Below are 16,751 nucleotides of genomic sequence, written 5' to 3'. Positions count from 1 at the left end.
CTCGCCGCCCGGCCTCCGGTTCACGCTTCTCACTCAGCTGCAGTGCTCCCATGGGCTGTTGTACGCCGTGGAGCCGGCCTTGCCGCCCCACTTGACGCAGGTCGCCCGAGCCACCGCCTTGACCGGTCCCGCGTAGTAGCCGAAGTTGCCGGAGTCGGTCTTGCGTGTACTGCCCTGCACTTCCAGGTAGGCGCTGGTCGCCGTGGCCGTGCCGAGCGACTTCGCCTTCAGCGTCACCACGCAGTTGTTGGCGTTGCTGGAGTTGTAGAGCAGGTAGACGGTGCCGTCGCTGCCGAGCGCGGCCGAGTCGATCACGCTGAAGCCGGAGCCGCACACCTCCTGCGGCGTGTACGGGTTCGATGAGCCGCCGCAGTTGCGCGAGGTCAGGGTCTGGTTCGGGTATCCGAACGTGGTGCCGTTGAAGACGGCCCGCTGAATGTTGGACGGATAGCTGCTGCCCAGCCGTACCTCGTAGTGGAGGTGCGGCGAGATGTTGTTGCCCGGTCTACTGGTGTTGCCGACGGTGCCGATCTTCTGGCCCTGGGAGACGGACTGCCCTGCGCTGACCGAGCGGGTGTTCAGGTGCGCGTAGTACGTCGACCACCCGCCCCCGTGATCGATCTTGACGAGGTTGCCGAAGCCGTTGGTCGAGCCCTGGTGCGCCGAGATCGCCACCGTGCCGGACGCGGCGGCGACCACGGTGTCGCCGAGGTCGGCGTCCGCGGTGCTGCCCCGGTTGAAGTCGATCTCGTACGACCGGTGCGCGCTGCTGGCGCTGGAGTTGCCCGTCCACGACTGGCCACAGGGGAAGGGGAGCTGGAAGTTCGTCGCGAGTATCTGGGCCTCCGCCGATTCCGGCGCCGGATCGGCCGCCGCGGGGCCGGCCGTGCCCAGACCGGCGAGCAGCACGAGGCTCGCGACCATTGCTCCGTAGAGCTTCATCGGGTGATCCTTTCCGTGGGATCTCTGAGACCCAGGGTCCGCACGAGCCGCACAGAAACTGTCCACAACCGATACAAACGGCTGTCAGGCCTCTGTAGAGGAGCTGATGCGGATGACGGTCACCTTCCACGTGCTAGGGCCGCTGGAGGTCCGCCGCGACGGGCACCCCGTCCGGATCTCCGGCAGGAAGCCCCGCCTGCTGCTCGCCACGCTGCTGCTGGACGCGGGGCGAATGGTGGGCGCCGACCTGCTGGCCGAGGTGCTCTGGGCGCACCGGCCGCCGCGCTCGGCGCAGGCCAACCTGCGGACGTACGCCAGCTCGCTCCGCACCGACCTCGGCGGGCACGTCCTGCGTTCCGACGGCGGCGGGTACGCCCTCGACGTGACCGCGTCCGAGCTGGACCTGCTGGCCTTCGAGGAGCTGGTCGACCGGGGCGAGTACGACGCGGCGCTCGCCCTGTGGCGCGGCGCGCCCTTGTGCGACCTGCCCGGCAGCCCGGTCTGGGACCGCAGGCTCGAACCACTCCGTGAGCTGCGCGCGCGGGCCGCCGAGGCGCTGATCGAGCGGCGCATCGCGGCCGGCGACCACGACGGCGCGGTCTCGGAGTTGCGCGGCCTGCTGGCGGAGCAGCCGTACCGTGAGGACCTGTGGGGGCGGCTGGTGCTGACCCTGCACAGGGGCGGCAGGAAGGCCGAGGCGCTGCGGGCGTACGCGACCGTGCGCGGCCGGCTGGTGGACGAGCTGGGCGTCGAGCCCGGCGCGGAGCTGCGCGGCGCGTACGAGCTGATCCTCGCCGACGAGAGCGCGCCCGTCGTGCCCCGGCAGCTCCCGCCCGACCTGCCCGACTTCACCGGCAGGGCCGAGGCCGTCGCCGTGCTCGGCCTGCCGCACCCTGTCGCGGTCGTGTCGGGGCCGCCGGGCTGCGGCAAGTCGGCGCTGGCCGTGCACGCGGGGCACGCGTTACGCGCGGCGTACCCGGCCGGGCAGCTCTACCTGGAGCTGGGCGACCGCGAGCCGGACGACCTGCTGGCCGAGGCGCTCAGAGCGCTCGGCGTCGCGGCGCCGCCGCCGACGACCGCCGAACGCTCCGCGCTGCTGCGCTCGCTGCTGGCCGAGCGTCCCATGCTGATGCTGCTCGACGACGCCCGCGACGCCGACCAGGTACGCCCCCTGCTGCCCGGCAACGACAGCGCGGTGATCGTCACCAGCCGGCGCAGGATCACCGAGCTGCCCGGCGCCGCGCTCGTCCAGCTCGGTCCGCTCACGCCCGACGAGGCGCTGTCGCTGCTCGCCAGGGCGGCAGGCGCGGACCGGGTGGCCAGGGAGCGCGAGGCCGCGCAGGCCATCGTCGCGGCCTGCGGTCACCTGCCGCTCGCCGTCAGGAACGCGGGCACCCGCCTGGCCGCCCGCCCCGGCTGGTCGCTGTCGGTGCTGCGGCAGCGGCTGGACGACGACTGGCTGAGCGAGCTGCGCGAGGTGCGGACGGGCCTGGACCGCGGGTACGCGCGCCTGCCCGCCGACGCCGCCCGCACACTGGCCGCCCTGGGCCTGCTCGGCCCCGCCGCGCAGCCCGGCTGGGTGGTCGACGCCGCACTCGGCCGCCACGGCGCGAGCGACGTCACCGACCTGCTGGTGGACGGCAACCTGCTGGACCCGGTCGGCACCGACGAGATGGGCCAGCCGCGCTACCGGGTGCCCGACCTGATCGCCCGGCACGCCAGGTCCCAGCGCGGCGACCCGGCGGCCGTGGGACGGGTGCTCGCGGCGTGGACGGCGACCGCGGAGCACGCGATGGCCCGGCTGCCGACCACGGTGTTCAGCCTGACGGCGGCGGGCGCGCCGCGCTGGCGGCTGCCCGGCGCCACGCTCGACCGGCTCACCTCCGACCCGGTGACGTGGTTCGAGGCGGAGCACGAGACGCTGAGCGCGGCCGTGGAGACGGCGGCGGGCAACGGGGCCGCCGAGTCGGCGTGGGGGCTGGCCGCCGCGATGGTGCCGTACCTGGACCTGCGCTGCCACCTCGGCACCTGGCGGAGCACCCACACCACCGCACTGGCCGCGGCCCGCGCGGCCGGCGACCGGTACGGCGAGGCCGCCATGCTCAGGGGCCTCGCCCAGGTCGCCCTCTACCAGGACCGCTACGACGAGGCGGCCGACGCCTTCATCCGCTCCCGCCGCATCTTCCGCGAGCTGGGCGACCGCAGGGCGGAGGCCACCTCGATCTGCGGCCTCGGCGCGGTCAGCCAGTTCCGCGGCCGGTACGCGCAGTCACTCGGCCACTTCAGGGACGCCCTGACGATCTTCGAGGCGACCGGCGACAGGCCGGGCGAGGCGTACGCGAGGCAGGCCATCGGCCGGGTGTGCCTGAAGTCGGGCGACCTCGCGCAGGCGTCGGAGTCGCTGAGCCGGGCCATGCGGCTGGCCCAGGAGCTGGGCGACGCGCACCGGGAGGGTTGCGTGTGCGTGCAGATGGGGCACCTGCATCGGGCGATCTCGTTCCACCGGCACGCGCTGGAGATCTTCGAGTCGCTGGGCGACCGGCACTGCGGGGCGTACGCGCTGCAGAGCCTGGCCGGCTTACAGGCGGCCGGCGGCGACCTCGCGCTCGCCTCCACCGGGCTCGAACGCTCGCGGGAGATCTTCCAGGAGCTGGGCGACCGCAGCGGGGAGGCGTCGAGCACGCAGCTCCTCGGCGAGCTGCACCGCTCGGCGGGGCGTACCGGCCTCGCGCTCGACTACCTCAGGCACGCCGACGCACTGCGCGCCGACCTGTGAGGCGCCTAAGGACGGGACACGATGCGGCGGACGAACCTGGTGAGCCGCGACTTCTGCTGCTGCCTGGCCGGCGGCGGGGCGTCGCGCAGCGCCTGCAGGGCCTGCGCCGCCGTGGGCCGCTTGGCGGGGGAGTGGTCGAGCATCATGCGGACCACTTCGGGCACGTCGGGGCCCTGCGCGTCGGAGCTGGTCGGGAGCCGGCCGGTGAGCAGCTGGTAGGCGATGGCGCCGGCGGCGTAGACGTCGGAGGAGGTGGTCATGAGGTCGGGCCGCTCCTGGCACTCGGGCGCCACGTAGTGGGCGTCGAGCACGTTGCCCAGCTCGTGGGCAACGGTGTAGTTGCGCGGCCCAGGCTTGGCGTAGTCGAAGCCGGTGAGCACCGCGTGGCCGTCGTCGGCGACCAGCACGGAGGCCGGGGTGAGCGCGCGGTGCACCACCCCGTGCAGGTGAGCGTGCGCCAGGCCGCGCAGCAGGTCCTGGATGACGCCCATCGGGGCGGCCTTGCCCATAGCCAGGTGCAGCGCCTCGCCGTGCACGTCGTCGAGCACCAGCACGAACCGGCTCTCGTCGTCGATGGCGAAGAAGTCGCGCGAGCGCACCACGCACGGGTGGGGCGGGATGCGGGCCAGCGTCTGGTAGGCGTTGGCGATGCGCTGCCGCTCGGCCGCCCGCGACTCCTGGTCAGCCAGCGGGTCGGCCTGGTAGACGCGCAGCAGCACGGTCTCGCTGCCGGGCAGCGTGGCGTTGAACGCGCGGTATTCGGTGACCTTGGCGTCGCCGCCGAGCTGCTCCTCGACCTCCCAGTTGCCGAACCTGGGCGGCGCGGTGCTGCGGCGGACGGTCTGGTTGAGCGCGTCGAGGATCGCCGTGACGTAGGGACGCACGTCGGGGCTGCAGCCGCGGCGCACCCGCGAGACGTCGCTCAGCGTGGCCACCAGGCCGGGCAGGTCGGTGACGTTGACCGCGTCGCGCCCGACGGGATCGACCAGCTCGGCGTCGGGTGAGGTGAGCACGACCAGGCTGTCGACATAGACCCGCTCCAGCTGGGTGGCCCGCGAGACCAGCAGGCCCTTGAGCGCCTTGGCGGTGCCCCGCAGCTTCGTCACCGGCGAGCCGAACGCCTCCCTGCGCGGCGGGAACCAGCGCGTGCCCGACACCTCGATGCGGCCCCTCGTGCCCTTGACGTCGACCACCACGAGCGAGTGACCGGTCAGGACGAGCACGTCGACCTCGAACACGTCGTGCCCGCGCGGCACCTCGACGTTGTGCAGCAGCAACCAGTCGGCGGGCGCGTGGTCTCGCAGATATGCGATCACGCGCCGCTCGGCGTCGTTGACCGGACGTCCTCCGCCGACGATCTCTGCCATGACCACTATCCTCGCACGGGATCGGGCCCGGACTCCCGCTGGGAGCCGTCCCGGCCGGCCGATGGTTCCCGCACGTCATCGCGGGTGTCCCCGGCCTTCCCACGGCGATGCGGCGGCCATTCCAAAAGCGTTTTCCTGCTGCCGGATACCAGCGCCAAGCAGCGGTCGATCATTGCCCAAAGACCGGTGAACGGACCCCCCATAAGCGGCGCGGCCGATCGGCGCTACCGGTTCAATGGCGGTCCCGCGCGGTGTCGCCCATGCGCCGCCGGCGCAGTGCAGGAAAACCGGCTCAAAAAATCCAGATGGCTCTTTGACCTTGCCGAGAGATTTTCCAGTTGCGCTTTTCCAGGGTTCCCGTGATGGTTATTCGCGGCACCTAGCAGCCCTGCAACGAACGACCACGGCGCCAGGAAATTCACGCCGTTCCATGGAGGAAAGCAAACATGATCCGTCGCATTCTGGCCGGTGCCGCAGTCGCGGCCGCAGCCTTCGGCTTCTCCGCGTCGGCCGCGTCCGCTGACGTGGGTCCCAACCCGTACAACAAGGGCGCGGCCATCGCGAGCCAGTTCCAGATCCTGGACGACGTGCTCAACGACGTCGGCAACCACTCGCTGAACAACCTCGAGGTCAGCATCCTGACCGCGCTCGACGAGGTCAACGTCGCGCTGCTGAACAACAACCAGCCGCAGGTCGGCCACGCCAACAGGAACACGCGTATCGACAACGGCGACGCCCGCGCCCAGTAGGCCGGGCAGGCGGAAGGGGCGACGACCGACGCCCCGCCGCCGGTGCGCGTGTAAAAGGTGAAGGCCCGCGACAGCAATGCCGCCGCCGATCCATCGGGTGCCCGCCCGCGATATGCGGACGCCGGTTTCCAGCGCCGTGCCGGCGAAACCTGATGTCAAGGAATCGAGGCGGCTTCTTGACCTCCATTAGGTCTTTCCGGGTTGCGGGCCCAGCCGCCTGCCGCGATTGTTATTCGCGGCACCTCACAGCCCTGCACGAACGACTATGGCGCCGGGAATTCCGGGCCGTTCCATGGAGGAAAGCAAACATGATCCGTCGCATTCTGGCCGGTGCCGCAATCGCGGCCGTCGCTCTGGGCTTCTCCGCGTCCGGCGCGTCCGCGGACGTCGGGCCCAACCCGTACAACGGGGGCCAGGCCGTCCTCAGCCAGTTCCAGATCCTGGACGACGTCCTCAACAACGTCGCCAACCACTCGCTCAACGACCTCGAGGTCAACATCATCAAGGTCCTCGACGAGGTGAACGTGAGCGCGCTGAACAACAACCAGCCCGAGGTCGGCAACCACAACAAGGACACCAGGATCCAGAACGGTCAGGCCCAGGCCAGGTAGGACTCAGACCTGAACGATCGTGGCGATCCGCGAGGCCACGGAGCGGTTCCCTGGAACACCGGAGCGTTCGACGGCCGTACGCCGTCGCGGCGAGCGACATCGCCCAGGACCGTACGGCCGGCGCCGTCGGAGAACGCTCACCGGAAATAAGCCGGAAAAGGCCACCGATCGTGCATCGGAGCTTTTTCGGCGATAAGCCGGGAATCAGCACCACAGCATTCAAGCGCTCCTTGACCTCCATAACGAGTCGCCATCTCCGAGGTCTGCCACGATCACCGTCAGCGGCACCGCACAGCCCTGTACGAAAGAAGCTGGCGCCGGTAATTCCGCGCCGATTCATGGAGGAAAGCACACAATGATCCGTCGTATTCTGGCCGGCGCCGCCGTGGCGGCCGCCGCCTTCGGTTTCGCCACCTCCGCCGCGTCCGCCGACGTCGGCCCCAACCCGAGCAACAAGGGTCAGGCCCTGCTGACGCAGTGGCAGATAGCCGACGACGTCCTCAACAACCTGCTCAACCACTCGGCCAACGACATCGAGGTCGGCATCCTCCAGATCCTGGACGAGACCAACGTCGCGCTGCTGAACAACAACCAGCCGCAGGTCGGTGACGGCAACGTCAACACCGACATCGACAACGGCCGCGCGCAGGCCAGGTAGGACCTGGACGCAGCAGGCGGGGAGGGCGCGGCGGTCCCCTACCGGACGGGCCGCGTGGCCAACGGTCCTCCCTCGACCTGGGTGAGCCGGTGAGGCCGGCCGTGGAGACTCGCGAGGCCACGGCGCCGCCTCTCCGGTGACCGAATGTTCGGTACGCCGTACGCCTCCGGCGCGGGACCCCATCAGGGCCCGCCCGGAGGCGTACGGCATTCTGCTGACTCAGAGGTCCTGGTCGCCGCGGCCGACCTCCACCCGGACGATGCCGAGCAGGTCCGCGCGGTCCAGCGGGTCGATGCGGACCTGGGCGCCGGTGTGCGGCGCGTGCACCATCCGCTCGGCGTCCACCGCCAGCCCCACGTGCTCGGGGCCGGGGGTCGCCTTGTCGCTGTCGAAGAAGACCAGGTCACCCGGCTCCAGCAGCTCTTTCGTGATCCTGATGCCCGCGCGCCACTGCTCGTACGTGGTGGTCCCGATGAGCGCGCCGGCCCGGGCGTAGGCGTACTCGGCGAGGCCGGAGCAGTCGAAGCCCTTGGTGGTGGCGCCGCGCCCGATGCCGTACCCGGGCCCGTGCACCCCGCCGCCGCCCCACGAGTACGGCACCCCGATCATCTCCAGCGCCGCCCGCAGCGCGATGCTCCCCGCCACCGACCTGGCGCTCACGGAAGACGTGGCCCCCGTCGCGAGGGCCACGAGCGCGACCAGGCAGACCGCCGCCACCCGCAGCGCCGACGGCCCGGCCGGTCCCCGCAGGTCCCGCCTACGCCGGCTCCGCTGTCTTCGCTGTCTCCGTCTCTGGTCCATGGCACATCGACGCTCCCGATCCGAGCCGCGCCAGGCGCCGCCGTCGCCGCCCTGCCCGCAGTTGTCTCCTCTGTGGCTTTTCTCGCCTTCTATGGCGAGAAAACGCCATCGGTGGCGGCCCGCTAAAAGATGAAATTTCCACCAATTGTGGGTCGGTCTCTGCCCGCGCCAGCGCCTCCCTAGATCCTCGGCAAACGACTCCAGAGCCCCGCTGCCCAGGCCCGGCGAGCCACCGCGAAGCACGCGGGACCGAAAACTTCCGGATTATCCGAAAAACCGGTCATATTCCGACGAAAAATCCATAGCCCGGCATACTTCGTGTAGCCTAGGTTTCGGATTAATCGCCGGAAAGCGCGTGCGACAGATCCGCAGGTGCGACCACGGCGACAACCCCCAAGAGCCAGCGTGTTGGGGGGTGCGGGGAGCGTGAGCGTCCAAGAACGGCTGCTGTACCAAGACCGACAGCTGACGATCAGTACGGCGGTGGCGCCGGGCCTGCCCGCCGTGCCGGCGGTCGCGCTGATCGGCGAGATCGACGTGACCAACAGCCGCGCGGTGGCCAGCACCCTGGCGAGTTGCCGCCAGGGCACCTACATCGTGGTCGACACAGGAGAGCTGACCTTCATCGACGTCTCGGGGCTGCGCGTGCTGGCGATGCCCGCGCTGCCACCCGCCGAGCGGTGGATCCGCCTGCGCAACGTCACGCCGTACCAGCGGCGCCTGCTGCGCATGCTGGACTGGTTCTACCAGCCGCCGAAGGACGTCAACGTCCCGCTGCAACAGGGCTGACGGAGACAGGGCCGACGGCGACGGGGCTGACGGTGACAGGGCTGACGGCGCCCGGCGGCCTGATGACCGCGGCCGAGGTGCCGAGCCCGGTGGGACCGTGGAAGCGCGGCAGCGGCGCCTGGTGGTGCCGCTGCAGCGACGGCTCGTCGTAGCGGAAGCAGCCCTGGTGCCAGTTGAGGATGCCGGCCAGCCAGTCGCCCAGCTCGGTCAGGAAGCCGTCGAGGTCGCGCCGCGCCTCCTCGCCGAGGCCGAAGTCGTCGCACACGATCGGCAGCTCGTTCGCCGCGATGTGCTCGAACTGCCGCACCCTCGAGGCCATCAGGTCGGCCACGATGCCGAGCGCGGTCGGGTAGTCGCAGCCGAAGAAGTTCTGGACGACGAGGATCGCGTTGTGCACCTCGCCCTCGTACTCGATCTCCTTCTGGTACGAGAACACGTCGTTGACCAGCGTGCCCGCGTCCATCATGGCGTTCTCCAGCGCCACCATCGGCCCGCTGGCGTAGAACTCGTCGGGGATCGACTTGGAGTGCCGCAGCCGGCTCAGGCTCATCGTGAGCTCCGAGCCGAACGTGTGCCGCCGCATCTCGATGTAGTCGACCGGGTCGGGGATGTGGTGGGCGATCTCGCCGGCTAGCTCCCACAGCCACGCCTCGCACATCGCCTCCACGGCCGCCCGCAGCCTGCGCCGGTCCTCCTGCGGCATCGGCCCCGCCGTACGCGCCCAGATGTCGGCCAGCGACCGCTCCAGCGCGTTGGCGGGCGCGGGGGCGGGCGTGCCGTCGAGCGGCATGAAGTCGCCGAACCTGGCGACCGCCGCCTTGGCGGCGGCCAGGTTGCGCGGGCGGCCGAAGACGACGGGGAAGTAGTCGTCGCCGTACGTCCCCCAGGCCAGCCAGGCGGAGGCCAGGTCGAGCTCCTCGGGCGTCGCGCCGGGATGCAGCCCCGCCGCGCACAACGGCAGGTCGTAGTCCACGAGCTTGGCCTCGTCCCAGACGGCGGGCCCGGCGACGCCGTGCGGCGGCTCCAGGATCCCCATCTCGCGGCACCAGGAGACCAGCTCGCGCCTGGCGCCGTCCAGGTGGGGTGACAGGCGCAGCTCGAACGGCACGTACAGGTCGGGGATCCGCGAAGGACCCACCGGCCGGTACGGCACGTGCGTGAACGAGCGCACCCGCTTGGCCCCCAGCAGGTCGATCACGGACGACATGCCGAGCGGCCGGCTCGCCCCCGCCCGCTCGTTCATGTAGCGGCTGGAGCGCATGTGCCACTCGTGCCCGCCCGCCTGCCAGTCCTGCAGCCCCTTCACGTACGCCGCGACGCCGGCCGCGCTGAGCGGGTCGATGCCGTGCTCCACGAACAGCGGCCCCAGCTCGAAGACCGCGGTGTGCTCGAACTGCTGCAGCCGCGAGGTCAGCAGGTCGTTGACCGCGTTCGCGGCCTCCTGCGTGGAGCAGCCGAGGAACTTCTCCAGCACCAGCACCCCGTTGCTCAGCTCGCCCTCGTCGGTGACCTCCCGCTGGTAGGAGAACAGGTCGTTGCGCAGGTGCACGGCGTCGGAGAAGGCGTCCTTGAGCACCCGCAGCGGCCGGGAGCCCGCGATCACGGCCGGCACCTCGGCGCCCACCGCGTGCTCGACCAGCCCGGCCGACCAGGGCGCGCCGCCGACCTTGCGGCGCATCTCGATGTACTCGACGGGGTTGGCGACGCGGCCCCTGTTGATGTTGGCCAGCTCCCAGAGCGACTCGTCCAGCAGGTTGCGGGTGCTCTCGGCGAAGCGGGCCCGCCAGTCGAGCGACATGCTCGGCACCGTACGCGGCCACAGGTCGGCGAGGCCCGCCTCCACCGGGTTCTCCGGCTCGGGGACGGTCAGGTCGAGCCCCATGGGCATGAAGCGGGCCAGCCGCGCGAGATACTCCTTGCCGCCCTTGAGGTCGCCGGTCCTTTTGAAGAACTCCAGGAAGTGGTCGTCGAAGAAGAAGACCCACACGTACCAGTCGGTGATCAGGCCCAGCTCTTCCGCGTCGCAGTCGGGATGCGTATAGGCGCACATCAGCGGATAGTCGTGGGCGTCGAGGTCGGCCTCCTCCCAGACGCCCGAACCTTCGAGCATGCCCATGTCGCGCGCCCACTGTCGGGAGTGCACGCGGGCCTCGTCCAAGTGGCGGTTGAGCCGGGCCGGATACGGCAGGTAGAAGTCCGGCAGTTCGAACGGCTGCGTCATGGTCGTCTCCTTCGCGTCGTCAACGGTTCGGGCGGCAAGCGGCCCCGCCCGCCACAGGTGGCGGACGGGGCCGTGGGACGGTCTAGCCGTTGCGGCCGAGCTCGACGTCCTCCAGCACGCCCAGCGCGTCGGGGACCAGGACGGCGGCCGAGTAGTAGACGCTGACCAGGTAGGAGATGACCGCCTTCTCGTTGATGCCCATGAACCGCACCGACAGGCTCGGCTGGTACTCGTCGGGGATGCCGGTCTGGTGCAGCCCGACGACGCCCTGGTTCTCCTGTCCCGTCCGCATCAGCAGGAACGACGTGGTGCGCGCGGCGGAGACGGGGATCTTGTTGCACGGGAAGATCGGCACGCCCCGCCAGGCCGGCACCCGGTGCCCGTTGACCTCGCTCTGCTGCGGGTAGACGCCGCGCTTGCTGCACTCGCGGCCGAAGGCGGCGATGGCCTGCGGGTGGGCGAGGAAGAACGAGGGCTCCTTCCACACCGTGGACAGCAGGTCGTCGAGGTCGTCGGGGGTGGGCGGGCCGGAGCGGGTGCGGATGCGCTGGCTGAAGTCGGCGTTGTGCAGCAGGCCGAAGTCGCGGTTGTTGACCAGCTCGTCCTCCTGCCGCTCGCGCAGGGCCTCGATCGTGAGGCGGAGCTGCTGGTCGAGCTGGCTCATCGGCTGGTTGTACAGGTCGGAGACCCGGCTGTGCACGCGCAGGACGGTCTGGGCGACGCTCAGCTCGTACTCGCGGGGGGTCTGCTCGTAGTCCACGAACGTGCCGGGCAGCTCGGCCTCGCCCGTGTGACCGGCGGACATGTTGATCGCGGCCTCGCCGTAGTCGTTCTGGGCGTGGTTCCCGCTGGTGCGCCAGGTCTCGACGTGCTCGCGCAGGGCGGGCGAGCGCTCGGCGACCTGCTCGTAGTCCTGCCTGGACAGCGTCAGCACGGTGGTGGCGGTCTTGGCGCGGGCGGTGAACTCGTACTGGCCGCCCTGGATGAGCACCTGCTCGCCGAGGTGGTCGCCGTCGGCCAGCACGCCGAGGTTCTGGTCGTCCCCGTACGCGCCCCGCCCGACCTTGGCCACCCGCCCGTGGGCGATCAGCACCAGCCGGTCCACCTCGGCGCCCTCGGCGACGATCTCCTCGCCGGCCGCGACCTCGCGCTGGGTGAACCGGTCGGCCAGCGCCTCCAGCACCTCCATGTCGTCGAAGCCGCGCAACATGGGCAGCTCGGTCAGCTCGGCCGGGATCACCCGCACGTCGGCGCCCGTGGTGCTGAAGGTGATCCGGCCATCACCCAGTGTGTACGTCAGTCGCCGGTTCACCCGGAACACACCACCCGAGCACTGGACCCACGGCAGCAGCCGCAGCAGCCAGCGGGAGGTGATCTCCTGCATCTGCGGCGGCGTCTTGGTCGTCGTCGCCAGCTGTTTGGCGGCATCGGTGCTGAGGCTGAGCTGACCGTTGCCGTTGGGGCTGCCGTTGCTCGGCGCGGTCGAGTGGGTCGTTTCTGTCATCGTGCACCACCAATCTGGATGTGCGGGCTAGCCGCGGTTGCGGGAGGTTCGGAGTTCGAGCGGAAGAGAGAACGTCAGGGTCTCCTCGGTCAGGGTCACCGGCTGGACGTCGGTGAACCCGCGGGCCGAGAGCCAGTCGAGTAACTCCGTGACCAGCGGCTCAGGCACGGACGCGCCGGAGCTGACCCCGACCGTGCGCACGCCGTCGAGCCAGCGCTCGTCGGCGTCGGAGGCCCGGTCGACCAGGTGGGCCGCGTCCGCTCCCGCGTTGACCGCGACCTCGACCAGCCGCCGCGAGTTGGAGGAGTTGGCCGAGCCGACCACGACCACCAGCTCGCACTCGGGCGCGATGCGCGCGACCGCCTCCTGGCGGTTCTGGCTGGCGTAGCAGATGTCGTCGCTGGGCGGATCGACCAGGCCGGGGAACCGCTCGCGCAGCCCTTCGACCGCCCGCATGGTCTCGTCCACGGCCAGCGTGGTCTGCGACAGCCAGCTCACCGGCTCCGAATCGTCCAGCTCCAGCTCCTCCGGCCGCGCCGGATCCATGACGTGGATGTGCTCGGGGGCCTCGCCCAGCGTGCCCTCGACCTCCTCGTGCTCGGCGTGCCCGATGAGCACGATCCGGTGCCCGGACTCGGCCATCCTGGCCGCCTCCTTGTGCACCTTCGTGACGAGCGGGCAGGTGGCGTCGATCGTCCGCAGGCCCCGCAGGCCCGCCGCCTCCTTCACCGCCGGGGCGACGCCGTGCGCCGAGAAGACGACCAGCGCCCCGTCGGGCACCTCGTCCAGCTCCTCGACGAAGACCGCGCCGCGCCTGGTCAGGTCGTCCACCACGAACGTGTTGTGCACGATCTGCTTGCGTACGTAGACCGGCGCTCCGAAGCGCCGCAGCGCCTCCTCCACCGTGACGATCGCGCGTTCGACGCCCGCGCAGTAGCCGCGCGGGGCGGCGAGAAGTACCCGTCCCATGTTGGGGATCCCCTCACTTGCTGCGATGTGCGAGCCGGTCGGCCATCTCGGCGAGCACGCCGGCCGCCTCTGGCTTGACCTGCGCCTCGCTCAGTGCCGACATGGCCTGGCGGACGCGGTCCTCGATCATGTCCTCGACCCTGGCCAGCGCGCCGGTGTCGATGAGGATGCGGCGCACCTCCTCGGCGCGCTCCTCGGTCAGCTCCGGGTTGCCGTGCCAGGTGCGCAAGTGGGCGAGCTGGGCGGGGGAGGCGTGCTGCACGGCGTGCGCGTACATCACGGTCTGCTTGCCCTCGCGCAGGTCGTCCAGCGCCGACTTGCCGGTCTCCGAGGCCGAGCCGAACGTGCCGAGCACGTCGTCGCGGAGCTGGAACGCCTCCCCGAGCGGCACCCCGAACCTGGAGTAGGCGTCGATCAGGTCGGACGGCGCCCCGGCGAGCGCGCCGCCGATCTGCAGCGGCCGCTCGACGGTGTACTTCGCGCTCTTGTAGCGGATCACGGTCAGCGCCTGCGCCTCGGTCGCGCCGGAGCGCAGCTGGGCGAGGACGTCGAGGTATTGGCCGCTGATGACCTCGGTGCGCATGGCGTCGAACAGGTGGTGCGCGGCACGCAGCCGCGCCGGGTCGATGCCGCAGGACGACAGCAGCGCGTCGGACCAGGCCAGGCTGAGCGTGCCGAGCAGGATGCCGCCGGCCCGGCCGAACGCCTCGGCGCCCGGACCGCGGTGCAGGTCGGACAGGCTGCGGTGCACGGTGGCCTGCCCGCGGCGCAGGTCGCTGCCGTCCATGATGTCGTCGTGGATCAGCAGCCCCGCGTGACACAGCTCCAGCGCGGCGGCGGCGCTGATGATCTCCTCGCAGTCGTCGCCGCCGGCGCCGCGCCAGCCCCAGTAGCACAGCTGGGGCCGCACACGCTTGCCGCCGCCGAGGATGAAGTCCGCCAGCAGGCCGTACGCGGCCTCGACCCCGGGGTCGGAAACCGGGTTGCCCCAGTCCTCGAGAAAGCCGCAGAGCCGCTGGTCGATGCGGGCACCAAGGGAGTGCAGCGGGAAGCTCACCGGCATACGCGCGGCCCTTCTGTCGTCCGTCACTACCCCTAGTTACTCACTGAATACGGAGTGTGTAAAGTAGCTTTTGCGGCCCAAGCTTTCTTTTGCCACAGCAGTCACACGGCCTGGGGATGTCATGAAGACGCTGCTGACTCACGTGTCCACCCCCGACGACCTGCGCGCCCTTCCGGCCGAGCTGCTGCCGGGGCTGGCCCGCGAGATCCGCGACTTCCTCATCGAGAAGGTGAGCGCGGCGGGCGGCCACCTCGGCTCCAACCTCGGCATCGTCGAGCTGACGATCGCGCTGCACCGGGTCTTCGACTCGCCGGACGACGCGATCGTGTTCGACACCGGGCACCAGGCGTACGTCCACAAGATCCTCACCGGCCGCCGCGACGCCTTCGACGGGCTGCGCGTGCGCGGCGGGCTGAGCGGCTACCCCAGCAGGGACGAGTCGCCGCACGACCACGTCGACAGCTCCCACGCCTCCACCGCGCTCGCCTACGCCGACGGCATGGCCAAGGCGCGCCGGCTGGCCGGCGAGGGCGGCCGTCCCGTGGTCGCGGTGGTCGGCGACGGCGCGCTCACCGGCGGCGTGGCCTGGGAGGCGCTCAACAACCTCGGCGCCGACCGCGGCCTGCCGGTCGTGATCGTGCTCAACGACAACGGCCGCTCCTACGCGCCCACGGTCGGCGGGTGGGCCGAGCACCTCGGCAGGCTGCGGGCCGCGCCCGGGTTCAGCGTGTTCGAGAGCCTCGGGCTGCGCTACCTCGGCCCGGTCGACGGCCACGACATCGCCGCCCTTGAGCAGGCGCTGCGCACGGCCCGCGAGCTGCGTACGCCGGTCGTGGTCCACTGCGTCACCCGCAAGGGCCGCGGCTACGGCCCCGCCGTGCAGGACCTCGACGAGCACCTGCACGCCATCCCGGCCTCCGACCCGGCCACCGGACAGCCGCTGTCACCGCCGCGCGGCACCTGGACGCACGCCTTCTCCCACCACCTGTGCGCGCTCGGCGAGCGCCGCCGTGACGTGGTCGCCGTCACCGCGGCGATGCCGGGGCCCACCGGGCTCGCGGCGTTCGGGCGGCGCTTCCCCGGGCGCATGTTTGACGTCGGCATCGCCGAGCAGCACGCCATGGCCTCGGCGGCCGGCATGGCGATGAGCGGGCTGCATCCGGTGGTCGCGATCTACGCCACGTTCCTCAACCGGGCCGTCGACCAGGTGCTGATGGACGTCGCGCTGCATCGGCTGCCCGTGACGCTCGTGCTCGACAGGGCCGGGATCACCGGGCCCGACGGGCCCAGCCACCACGGCATGTGGGACCTCGCGACGCTGGCGGTCGTGCCGGGGCTGCGGGTGGCCGCGCCGCGCGACGCCGTACGGCTGAGGGAGTTGCTGGACGAGGCGGTCGCCTGCGACGGGCCCACGGCGCTGCGGTTCCCCAAGGCGGCGGTCGAGGCGGAGATCCCGCCCGTCGGCAGCGTCGGCGAGGTGGACGTGCTGGCGTCGGGCGGTCAGGACGTGCTGCTGGTCGCGGTCGGCGCGATGGCCGGGCCGTGCCTGAGCGCGGCGGCGCTGCTGGCCGAGTCGGGCATCGGGGTGAGCGTGGTCGATCCGCGGTGGGTCATCCCGGTCTCCGCCGACCTGCGCAAGGCGGTCGGCGGCAGCCGGCTGGTGGTGACCGTCGAGGACGGCGTCGCCGCCTCGGGCGTCGGCGCGCTCGTCCGCCAGGTGTGCGCGCCCGGTCAGGGGATGCTCAACCTGGGGCTGCCGTGCGCGTTCATCGGCCAGGGCGGGCGCTCTGAGCTGCTGGCCGAGGCGGGGCTGACCGGCCAGGGCATCGCGCGGGCGGCCGGCGACGCCCTGCGCGCCCTCGACCGCACCTGACCCCGCCTCAAGCGGTGTGCGGTGGACGGCCCAGCTCGAAGGTCATGCCGTGGCTGCTCGCCGTCGTGGTCACCGGGCGGCGGAGCAGCTCGCTCGCGCGGTGCGCCACCTCCTGGAACTGGCGCTGCCGCTCGGGGGTGTCGGCGGACGCCAGGCGGACGGAGCCCTTCTGCGCGAGCTCCTGGGCCAGCCACTGCGCCATGGAGGTGTAGAAGCGCGCCTCCTCGTCGGCGTCGAGCGGGGCCGGCTGGACGCGGCCGGTCTCGGGCGCGGGACGGTGCACCGCGCGCGGCTCCAGGACGGATTCGCCGGCACGGGGCTCCAGGGGGTTCTCCATTGGTAGTCAGGGGCGCGGTGCCGTGAAGGCCCGGTTCCCCATCCCCCTTTCAATTCCGTACGTGCGGTTTTCCCGCATACGGCTTACCGAT

At 71.4% G+C, this 16,751-nt stretch carries 14 protein-coding genes; 6 read left to right on the top strand and 8 right to left on the bottom strand.

Annotation, left to right across the window (positions count from 1 at the left end):
- Window positions 1-33: 33 nt before the first annotated feature.
- Complete coding sequence (locus AB0K18_RS41020) at window positions 34-942, bottom strand: M23 family metallopeptidase (protein WP_364926080.1); 909 nt, start codon at window positions 940-942, stop codon at window positions 34-36.
- Window positions 943-1,054: 112 nt separating this feature from the next.
- On the opposite strand from AB0K18_RS41020, the gene AB0K18_RS41015 reads away from it, so the two are divergent.
- Window positions 1,055-3,718 (top strand): BTAD domain-containing putative transcriptional regulator, encoded by a 2,664-nt coding sequence (locus AB0K18_RS41015; protein WP_364926078.1) that lies wholly within the window; start codon window positions 1,055-1,057, stop codon window positions 3,716-3,718.
- A gap of 5 nt (window positions 3,719-3,723) precedes the next feature.
- Here the strand turns inward: AB0K18_RS41015 and AB0K18_RS41010 are convergent, their stop codons facing one another.
- On the bottom strand, window positions 3,724-5,085 hold the full coding sequence (locus AB0K18_RS41010; RefSeq protein ID WP_364926076.1) for an NERD domain-containing protein kinase family protein: 1,362 nt from the start codon (window positions 5,083-5,085) through the stop codon (window positions 3,724-3,726).
- Between the two features lie 446 nt (window positions 5,086-5,531).
- Here AB0K18_RS41010 and AB0K18_RS41005 point away from each other — a divergent pair, with 446 nt between their 5' ends.
- The 3 genes from AB0K18_RS41005 (at window position 5,532) to AB0K18_RS40995 (ending at window position 7,103) form a co-directional block, all read left to right on the top strand.
- Complete coding sequence (locus AB0K18_RS41005) at window positions 5,532-5,834, top strand: hypothetical protein (protein ID WP_364926074.1); 303 nt, start codon at window positions 5,532-5,534, stop codon at window positions 5,832-5,834.
- Window positions 5,835-6,142: 308 nt separating this feature from the next.
- Entirely contained in the window at window positions 6,143-6,445 is a 303-nt protein-coding gene (locus AB0K18_RS41000) for a hypothetical protein (RefSeq protein WP_364926072.1), read from the top strand.
- 355 nt (window positions 6,446-6,800) lie between these two features.
- Complete coding sequence (locus AB0K18_RS40995) at window positions 6,801-7,103, top strand: hypothetical protein (protein WP_364926070.1); 303 nt, start codon at window positions 6,801-6,803, stop codon at window positions 7,101-7,103.
- 219 nt (window positions 7,104-7,322) lie between these two features.
- Here the strand turns inward: AB0K18_RS40995 and AB0K18_RS40990 are convergent, their stop codons facing one another.
- Window positions 7,323-7,904, bottom strand: coding sequence for a C40 family peptidase (locus tag AB0K18_RS40990; RefSeq protein ID WP_364926068.1), 582 nt, complete (start codon window positions 7,902-7,904; stop codon window positions 7,323-7,325).
- A 426-nt stretch (window positions 7,905-8,330) separates the two neighbouring features.
- On the opposite strand from AB0K18_RS40990, the gene AB0K18_RS40985 reads away from it, so the two are divergent.
- Window positions 8,331-8,693, top strand: a complete 363-nt coding sequence (locus tag AB0K18_RS40985) for an STAS domain-containing protein (protein ID WP_364926066.1) — start codon at window positions 8,331-8,333, stop codon at window positions 8,691-8,693.
- On the opposite strand, the gene AB0K18_RS40980 is transcribed toward AB0K18_RS40985, so the two are convergent.
- The 4 genes from AB0K18_RS40980 to AB0K18_RS40965 form a co-directional block, all read right to left on the bottom strand.
- Window positions 8,668-10,914 carry a terpene synthase family protein gene (locus AB0K18_RS40980; protein ID WP_364926064.1) on the bottom strand — a complete coding sequence of 749 codons (2,247 nt, stop codon included), beginning with the start codon at window positions 10,912-10,914 and terminating at the stop codon, window positions 8,668-8,670. The two genes, AB0K18_RS40985 and AB0K18_RS40980, sit on opposite strands and share 26 nt — an antisense overlap.
- Window positions 10,915-10,996: 82 nt before the next feature.
- Window positions 10,997-12,418: a family 2B encapsulin nanocompartment shell protein gene (locus tag AB0K18_RS40975; RefSeq protein ID WP_364926061.1), complete on the bottom strand. Its 1,422-nt coding sequence runs from the start codon at window positions 12,416-12,418 to the stop codon at window positions 10,997-10,999.
- Window positions 12,419-12,445: 27 nt separating this feature from the next.
- Window positions 12,446-13,387 (bottom strand): 4-hydroxy-3-methylbut-2-enyl diphosphate reductase, encoded by a 942-nt coding sequence (locus AB0K18_RS40970; protein ID WP_364926058.1) that lies wholly within the window; start codon window positions 13,385-13,387, stop codon window positions 12,446-12,448.
- Window positions 13,388-13,400: 13 nt separating this feature from the next.
- A complete protein-coding gene (locus tag AB0K18_RS40965; protein ID WP_364926056.1) occupies window positions 13,401-14,477 on the bottom strand; it encodes a polyprenyl synthetase family protein in 1,077 nt (358 codons plus the stop codon).
- Between the two features lie 94 nt (window positions 14,478-14,571).
- Here AB0K18_RS40965 and AB0K18_RS40960 point away from each other — a divergent pair, with 94 nt between their 5' ends.
- Window positions 14,572-16,323 carry a 1-deoxy-D-xylulose-5-phosphate synthase gene (locus AB0K18_RS40960; protein WP_364926054.1) on the top strand — a complete coding sequence of 584 codons (1,752 nt, stop codon included), beginning with the start codon at window positions 14,572-14,574 and terminating at the stop codon, window positions 16,321-16,323.
- A 7-nt stretch (window positions 16,324-16,330) separates the two neighbouring features.
- On the opposite strand, the gene AB0K18_RS40955 is transcribed toward AB0K18_RS40960, so the two are convergent.
- A complete protein-coding gene (locus tag AB0K18_RS40955) occupies window positions 16,331-16,660 on the bottom strand; it encodes a hypothetical protein (protein WP_364926052.1) in 330 nt (109 codons plus the stop codon).
- Window positions 16,661-16,751: the final 91 nt, after the last annotated feature.

It is taken from the genome of Nonomuraea sp. NPDC049421, assembly GCF_040677005.1.
Classification (GTDB): Bacteria; Actinomycetota; Actinomycetes; order Streptosporangiales; family Streptosporangiaceae; genus Nonomuraea; species Nonomuraea salmonea.
This window is presented reverse-complemented; position numbering and strand designations above follow the sequence as displayed.

What these genes read in the sequence shown, in the direction of transcription:
- AB0K18_RS41020 (WP_364926080.1), bottom strand. Translation starts at nt 942, where the DNA reads ATGAAGCTCTACGGAGCAATGGTCGCGAGCCTCGTGCTGCTCGCCGGT.
- AB0K18_RS41015 (WP_364926078.1), top strand. Translation starts at nt 1,055, where the DNA reads ATGACGGTCACCTTCCACGTGCTAGGGCCGCTGGAGGTCCGCCGCGAC.
- AB0K18_RS41010 (WP_364926076.1), bottom strand. Translation starts at nt 5,085, where the DNA reads ATGGCAGAGATCGTCGGCGGAGGACGTCCGGTCAACGACGCCGAGCGG.
- AB0K18_RS41005 (WP_364926074.1), top strand. Translation starts at nt 5,532, where the DNA reads ATGATCCGTCGCATTCTGGCCGGTGCCGCAGTCGCGGCCGCAGCCTTC.
- AB0K18_RS41000 (WP_364926072.1), top strand. Translation starts at nt 6,143, where the DNA reads ATGATCCGTCGCATTCTGGCCGGTGCCGCAATCGCGGCCGTCGCTCTG.
- AB0K18_RS40995 (WP_364926070.1), top strand. Translation starts at nt 6,801, where the DNA reads ATGATCCGTCGTATTCTGGCCGGCGCCGCCGTGGCGGCCGCCGCCTTC.
- AB0K18_RS40990 (WP_364926068.1), bottom strand. Translation starts at nt 7,904, where the DNA reads ATGGACCAGAGACGGAGACAGCGAAGACAGCGGAGCCGGCGTAGGCGG.
- AB0K18_RS40980 (WP_364926064.1), bottom strand. Translation starts at nt 10,914, where the DNA reads ATGACGCAGCCGTTCGAACTGCCGGACTTCTACCTGCCGTATCCGGCC.
- AB0K18_RS40975 (WP_364926061.1), bottom strand. Translation starts at nt 12,418, where the DNA reads ATGACAGAAACGACCCACTCGACCGCGCCGAGCAACGGCAGCCCCAAC.
- AB0K18_RS40970 (WP_364926058.1), bottom strand. Translation starts at nt 13,387, where the DNA reads ATGGGACGGGTACTTCTCGCCGCCCCGCGCGGCTACTGCGCGGGCGTC.
- AB0K18_RS40960 (WP_364926054.1), top strand. Translation starts at nt 14,572, where the DNA reads ATGAAGACGCTGCTGACTCACGTGTCCACCCCCGACGACCTGCGCGCC.
- AB0K18_RS40955 (WP_364926052.1), bottom strand. Translation starts at nt 16,660, where the DNA reads ATGGAGAACCCCCTGGAGCCCCGTGCCGGCGAATCCGTCCTGGAGCCG.